Here is a 6,026-nt window from a genome sequence, read left to right on the forward strand (position 1 = left end):
CTGTCGACGCTCGGCTGGATCACGTTCGTCGCGATCTGGCTGGTGCAGATCGGCATCCTCACGTACGGGATGGAAATGGTCCGCAAGTACGAGGGGCTCGCCGGCCCGGTGATCCTCGTCACGACGCTGTCGCTCGCCGCATGGATGTTCAGCCGCACCGGCGGCCACCTCGCGATGTCGATCGGCAAACCGATGAGCGGCCTGAAGATGTGGACGGAAATCTTCGCGGGCGGCTCGCTGTGGCTCGCGATCTACGGCACGCTGGTGCTCAACTTCTGCGATTTCGCCCGCTCGTCGCCGAGCCCGAAGACGGTGCGCGTCGGCAACTTCTGGGGGCTGCCGGTCAACATCCTCGTATTCGCGACGATCAGCTTCGTGCTTGCCGGCGCGCAGTTCAAACTGAACGGCCACATCATCCACAGCCCGACGGAAATCATCGCGACGGTGCCGAACAAGCTGTTCCTCGTGCTCGGCTGCCTCGCCTTCCTGATCGTGACGGTGGCCGTGAACATCATGGCGAACTTCGTCGCGCCGGCCTTCGTGCTGACGAGCCTCGCGCCGCATCGCCTGTCGTTCCGCCGCGCGGGCCTGATCAGCGCGACGATCGCCGTGCTGATCCTGCCGTGGAACCTGTACAACAGCCCGATCGTGATCGTCTATTTCCTGTCCGGCCTCGGCGCGCTGCTCGGCCCGCTGTACGGGATCATCACGGTCGACTACTGGCTCGTGCGCAAGCAGCGCGTGAACGTGCCCGATCTCTACACCGAAGCGCCGAGCGGCGCCTACTTCTACACGCGCGGCGTGAACCGCAAGGCGCTCGCGGCACTCGTGCCGTCCGCGCTGATCTCGATCACGCTCGCCGTCGTGCCGGCCTTCAGCGCGATGACGCCGTTCTCGTGGCTGCTCGGCGCAGCGATCGCGGGCAGCGTGTACTGGCTGCTGGCCGATCGCAAACGGATCTACGAAGCGCGCTCGGGCGAGCACATCGCGGTCCCCTGCGCACAACACTGACACACACGCATACGGAGTCGCCGATGAGGATCCTGGTAGTCAACGTCAACACGACCGAGTCGATCACCGACGCGATCGCCGCGCAGGCGCAGGCCGCCGCATCGCCGGGCACGGAGATCGTCGGGCTGACGCCGCGCTTCGGCGCGGAGTCGGTCGAAGGCAACTTCGAGAGCTACCTCGCCGCGATCGCCGTGATGGACCGCGTGCTGAACTACGACGAACCGTACGATGCGGTGATCCAGGCCGGCTATGGCGAGCATGGCCGCGAAGGGCTGCAGGAACTGCTGACGGTGCCCGTCGTCGACATCACCGAAGCGGCCGCGAGCGTCGCGATGCTACTCGGCCATCGCTACTCGGTCGTCACGACGCTCGACCGCACGGTGCCGCTGATCGAGGATCGCCTGAAGCTCGCCGGGCTCGATGCGCGCTGTGCGTCGGTGCGTGCGAGCGGCCTCGCGGTGCTCGAACTCGAGGAGAATCCGGCCCGCGCGATCGAATCGATCGTGGGCCAGGCGCAGCGCGCGGTGAAGGACGATCACGCGGAAGTGATCTGCCTCGGCTGCGGCGGGATGGCCGGCCTCGACCGGCAGATCGAGGAATGCACGGGCGTGCCGGTCGTCGACGGCGTATCGGCCGCGGTCGTGCTCGCCGAATCGCTGGTGCGCCTGAAGCTGAAGACGTCGAAGGTCCGCACGTACGCGCCGCCGCGCCCGAAGCGGATCGTCGGCTGGCCGTTCGCAAAATGACGGGCCGCCGGCCGGCTGCCGCATCGCGCGGCCGCCTCGTATCGTCGGGACGCGTATCGCCATGCGGGCCCCGCTAGATCCGACCGCCCTGCCCCGCGGCACGTTCGATGCCGCGGGCGCGCTCGACGTGCTCGATGCACGGCTGATGCGCATCCTGCTCGTGCTGCTGACCGAGCGCACCGTGTCGCGTGCGGCCGTGCGCCTGAACATGTCGCAGCCGGCGACGAGCGCCGCGCTCAAGCGCCTGCGCACGCTGCTCGGCGATCCGCTGCTCGTACGCAGCCGCTACGGGATGGTGCCGACCGAGTTCGGCGCGCGGTTGATCGAGCCGCTGCGCAACGCGCTGCGCGTGATCGACTTCATCCGCATCCAGCAGCCGACGTTCGACGCGCGCACGTCGGTGCGCACCTACCGGATCGGCTGCCCCGACTACCTGAATGTCCTGTTCGTGCCGAAGCTCGTCGCGCTGTTTCGCGAGCGTGCGCCGCACGCGCAACTGGTGTTCCATCCGCTCGGCGACGGGTTCGACGACGAGCGCGCGCTGGCCGACGGCGAGCTCGACGTCGTGATCGACAACCGGCCCGTGCGCCGGTCGCGCTTCCGCCAGGACGACCTGTTCGACGACCGCGTCGTATGCCTGATGCGCGCGACGCACCCGCTCGCGCGGCGCGACGCGATGACGGCCGCCAGGTTCGCGGCGGCGCCGCAGCTGTGCCCGACGCCGTCGTGGCTCGAAGCGTCCGGCGCGATCGACCGGCAACTCGAACGCGTGGGTCTGCAACGGCGCATCGTCGTCACGCTGCCGCACTTCGAGCTCGCCGCGCATGCGCTGGTGCGCACCGACCTGATCCTCACCACCACGTACCGGCTCGCGCGGCACTATGCGAAGCTGCTGCCGCTCGCCGCAGTCGCGCTGCCGGTCGAGCCGCCGGACATCGCGTACCGGATAACGTGGAACGAATCGGGATCGTGCGCGGAAGGCGGTCGGTGGCTGCGCGGACTGATCGCCGAGGCGACGCGCGCATGGCTCGACGCCGAGGCAAGGTTGCCGGCGGTCGCGGCGGTCGCTGCCGTTGCCGCTTCCGGGGCCGATGCGGACGCAACGAACACCGCGGTGCTGGGCACCGATCCGCCCGAGCCCACCCGGCGCACGCGCCGCAGACCGGCCACCCATTGCCATGCGTCGCATCCGGCGCGCGTCGCGCAGGCGGCACGCATCCATCGCGGCGCGACGAAATCGCACTGACCGGCGCCGCACCCGGGCCGGAATGATCCTGTCGGCCGCTGCATGTCAGACCGGTCCTATTTACCCGCGTCGCACCGACTCGTCAGAATGACGCCTCGAACCCGTGCCGCCGGGCGTCGTATCGCGACCGCCCGTGGCCGCTTGATCGAATCGAGGAAATCGCATGAAACACACACTCATCGCGCTGGCCATCCCGGTCGCGCTATTCGCGAGTACCGGCGCATTCGCCGGCACTCAGGACTGCGCAACGCGCATCCGCGCGCTGCACACGCAGATCGACAACGCGAAACGGTTCGGCAACACGCAGCAGGCGCTGCGCCAGCAAGCCGCGCTCGAACGAATCCAGGCGAACTGCACGGATGCCGGCCAGCTCGCACGCGCCGAACGCAAGCTCGCCGACAAGGCGCGCGACGTGCGCCACGCGGAAGACGAAGTCCGCCACGCACAGGCGCGCGTCCACGAAGCCGAAACGCTAGGCGATGCAAGGAAGCTGAGCAACGCGCAACGCAAGCTCGCCGACAAGCAGGCGAAGCTGCGCGACGCCACGCGCGACCTGCACGACGCGCAGGTCGATCGCGATGCGCTTAAAGGCTGACGGATTGAACAACGGTTGATGCGACGGGCCGCGTCGCGCGTGCCGCTCGAGTGCGAGTGCGAGCAGCCCCGACAGCGACACGACCGCCCCGAGGGGTCGACACCGGCCACGCCGGCGGCCGCCGCGCGAATATGCATTTCAGGATTCGATGTTTGCCGGCCGGAAACCGATTCCGTAATCTGCCCGGCAGCCGCGCGGCCCGCGCGGATCACCGAGGACACGCCGCCGATGACCCACTCTTCCGCCCCCGCGCGCCGCCGCGCGCTGCAGCGCCTTGCCGCGCTCGCCGCCGCGCCGCTCGCCGGCGGCCTCGCACTGCCCGCCCGCGCGGCCGGCACCGACCTGTCGGGCGTCACGCTCGTCCTCGGCGACCAGGCCGGCGGCCTGCGGGCGCTGGCCGAAGCGGCGCACGTGTTCGACGGCGCGCCGTACCGGTTCCGCTGGGCCAACTTCCAGGGCGCCGCGCCGCTGTTCGAAGCGCAGCGCGCGGGCGCGATCGATCTCGCACCGGCCGGCGACCTGCCCGTGCTGACGGCCGCGCTCGGCGATCCGTCGTTGCGGATCGTCGCGACGCGCGTCGGCTCGCCGGCGTCGCTCGGCATCGTCGTGCAGCCGGACTCGCCGGTCCGCACGGTGGCCGACCTGAAAGGACAAACCGTCGTCGTGTCGTCGGCGCGCGGCAGCATCTCGCAGTACCAGTTGTACGGCGCGCTGCGCGAACACGGGCTCGCCCCGCGCGACGTCGACGTGCGCTTCGTGCTGCCGGTCGACGCGTTCGCCGCATTCGAGGCGAAGCGGATCGGCATCTGGGCCACGTTCGATCCGTACTACGGGCATGCGGTGCGACGCGGTGCGCGCATCGTCCGCGACGGCAGCGGCATCAATTCGGGGCTTGCGTTCCTGACGTCGCCGGTCGAAACGCTCGACGATCGCGGCAAGCGCGCGGCGCTCGCGGACGTGCTCGCGCGGCTCGCCCGCGCCGGTCAATGGGCGCTCGCGCACCCGGCCGACTACGCGAGCGTCTATGCGTCGCTCACGCGCCTGCCGCCCGACGCGGCCACCGACATCGCGCGCCGGGCCGCGCTCGCGCAGCGCAGCCTCAGCGGCGCCGACATCGACGTGCTGCAGCGTGTCGCCGATCGCGCGGCCGCGGATGCGATCCTGCCGCGCCGCGTCGACGTCGCGTCGATCGCCATCCGGAACGTGTCGGCCTGAGCGGGACCAGGCGGGGCGCGTTCAGCGCGGCCGCGCCATATCGAGATCCGGCACGTCGTCGCCAAAGGTCGACGCGACGAGCGTGCGCATCGCGGCGACCAGCAACGTCGGCCCCGCCTGGTTGAACGTGCAGCGCTCGCCCGCGGCCGGTACGGCGCGGTGCAGCACCGCACGCCAGGCGCCCCGCCCGCCGTCGCGCTCGAACGCGGCGAACGGCAGCCGCTCGACGATCGGGCCGCCGTCCGCCCAGGACGACGACGGCGCGAACGGCGTCGGCACGCCGCCCGCCGCGCGAATCGACGTGCATCCGGACGCGTCGGCACGCGGCGCCTCGTGGCCTTCCACGATCGCGACCCAGTAATCCAGCCGCGCGCCTGTCAGATCCTGGACTTGCATGACCGTCTCCGTCATCGTCATCGTCATTACCGACGACATGCTAACCGTTGCGGATGCACGCGTAACCGGCGCCGCAGCGCTCCCCGGCGAGCCGCTGCATCGCGGAAACCCGCCCCCGAACAAACCCGCGCGCGCTGTCACCTGCGTGTCATTCGTGCGTAGAATGATCTGACGGCTCGCCGCCCGGCTCGCGGCACGCCGCCGAGGCCATTACAAACACAACATACGCGCCGATCCGGACCCGTTTTCGCACACCCGGCGACGACAGGACCAGACGATGCGGCGCAGACCGGATCTCACGGGGGACGTATGTCCAGGCACACCCTGAAGCCGTTGGTATCGCTCGTCGTGCCGTTTCACGACGAAGCAGAAGCGATCGATGCGTTCTTCGCGACCACCGTTCCGATACTGGAAGCGATCGGCACCGCGCGCTTCGAAATCGTTTGCGTGAACGACGGCAGCCGCGACGGCACGCTCGACAAGCTGATCGACATCGCGGTCGCTGATCCGCGCGTGCGCATCGTCGATCTCACGCGGCGCTTCGGCAAGGAAGCCGCGCTCACGGCCGGCATCGACGAAGCGGCCGGCGCGGCCGTGATCCTGATCGACGCCGACCTGCAGGACCCGCCGGCCCTGATCCCCGCGATGCTCGAACGCTGGCACGCGGGCGCCGAGGTCGTCGCCGCGAAGCGCACCGACCGCCGGTGCGATCCGCTGATGCAGCGCGTGGCCGCCGCGCTCTACTACCGCGTGCACAACCAGCTCTCCGAGGTCGAGATGCCGGAGAACGTCGGCGATTTCCGGCTGATGGATCGCC

8 protein-coding genes are annotated in these 6,026 nt (G+C 70.0%); 7 read left to right on the plus strand and 1 reads right to left on the minus strand.

The genetic code is table 11. The features are described from left to right. From JMF90_RS20175 to JMF90_RS20195, 5 genes are all read left to right on the plus strand, one after another. Positions 1 to 1,011 (plus strand): cytosine permease (locus JMF90_RS20175; RefSeq protein WP_201325355.1); only part of this gene is annotated, 1,011 nt, incomplete at its 5' end. A 23-nt stretch (positions 1,012 to 1,034) separates the two neighbouring features. Then, positions 1,035 to 1,757: an aspartate/glutamate racemase family protein gene (locus JMF90_RS20180; protein ID WP_011548032.1), complete on the plus strand. Its 723-nt coding sequence runs from the start codon at positions 1,035 to 1,037 to the stop codon at positions 1,755 to 1,757. A gap of 61 nt (positions 1,758 to 1,818) precedes the next feature. Further along, positions 1,819 to 3,003, plus strand: coding sequence for a LysR family transcriptional regulator (locus JMF90_RS20185; RefSeq protein ID WP_011548033.1), 1,185 nt, complete (start codon positions 1,819 to 1,821; stop codon positions 3,001 to 3,003). Positions 3,004 to 3,166: 163 nt separating this feature from the next. Further along, positions 3,167 to 3,598 (plus strand): DUF1090 family protein, encoded by a 432-nt coding sequence (locus tag JMF90_RS20190; protein ID WP_011548034.1) that lies wholly within the window; start codon positions 3,167 to 3,169, stop codon positions 3,596 to 3,598. Positions 3,599 to 3,826: 228 nt separating this feature from the next. After that, a complete protein-coding gene (locus JMF90_RS20195; RefSeq protein ID WP_011548035.1) occupies positions 3,827 to 4,813 on the plus strand; it encodes an ABC transporter substrate-binding protein in 987 nt (328 codons plus the stop codon). Positions 4,814 to 4,834: 21 nt separating this feature from the next. On the opposite strand, the gene JMF90_RS20200 is transcribed toward JMF90_RS20195, so the two are convergent. Continuing rightward, positions 4,835 to 5,209 (minus strand): phage protein NinX family protein, encoded by a 375-nt coding sequence (locus JMF90_RS20200; protein WP_011548036.1) that lies wholly within the window; start codon positions 5,207 to 5,209, stop codon positions 4,835 to 4,837. On the opposite strand from JMF90_RS20200, the gene JMF90_RS20205 reads away from it, so the two are divergent. Together JMF90_RS20205 and JMF90_RS20210 are read left to right on the plus strand one after the other, a co-directional pair. Next, complete coding sequence (locus JMF90_RS20205; RefSeq protein WP_154585706.1) at positions 5,208 to 5,381, plus strand: hypothetical protein; 174 nt, start codon at positions 5,208 to 5,210, stop codon at positions 5,379 to 5,381. The two genes, JMF90_RS20200 and JMF90_RS20205, sit on opposite strands and share 2 nt — an antisense overlap. Positions 5,382 to 5,518: 137 nt before the next feature. Next, on the plus strand, positions 5,519 to 6,026 hold a 508-nt coding region (locus JMF90_RS20210), incomplete at its 3' end, for a glycosyltransferase family 2 protein (RefSeq protein ID WP_201325356.1).

This window comes from Burkholderia sp. E168m23 (assembly GCF_016586125.1).
GTDB lineage: Bacteria > Pseudomonadota > Gammaproteobacteria > Burkholderiales > Burkholderiaceae > Burkholderia > Burkholderia orbicola.

What these genes read in the sequence shown, in the direction of transcription:
- JMF90_RS20180 (WP_011548032.1), top strand. Translation starts at nt 1,035, where the DNA reads ATGAGGATCCTGGTAGTCAACGTCAACACGACCGAGTCGATCACCGAC.
- JMF90_RS20185 (WP_011548033.1), top strand. Translation starts at nt 1,819, where the DNA reads ATGCGGGCCCCGCTAGATCCGACCGCCCTGCCCCGCGGCACGTTCGAT.
- JMF90_RS20190 (WP_011548034.1), top strand. Translation starts at nt 3,167, where the DNA reads ATGAAACACACACTCATCGCGCTGGCCATCCCGGTCGCGCTATTCGCG.
- JMF90_RS20195 (WP_011548035.1), top strand. Translation starts at nt 3,827, where the DNA reads ATGACCCACTCTTCCGCCCCCGCGCGCCGCCGCGCGCTGCAGCGCCTT.
- JMF90_RS20205 (WP_154585706.1), top strand. Translation starts at nt 5,208, where the DNA reads ATGACCGTCTCCGTCATCGTCATCGTCATTACCGACGACATGCTAACC.
- JMF90_RS20200 (WP_011548036.1), bottom strand. Translation starts at nt 5,209, where the DNA reads ATGCAAGTCCAGGATCTGACAGGCGCGCGGCTGGATTACTGGGTCGCG.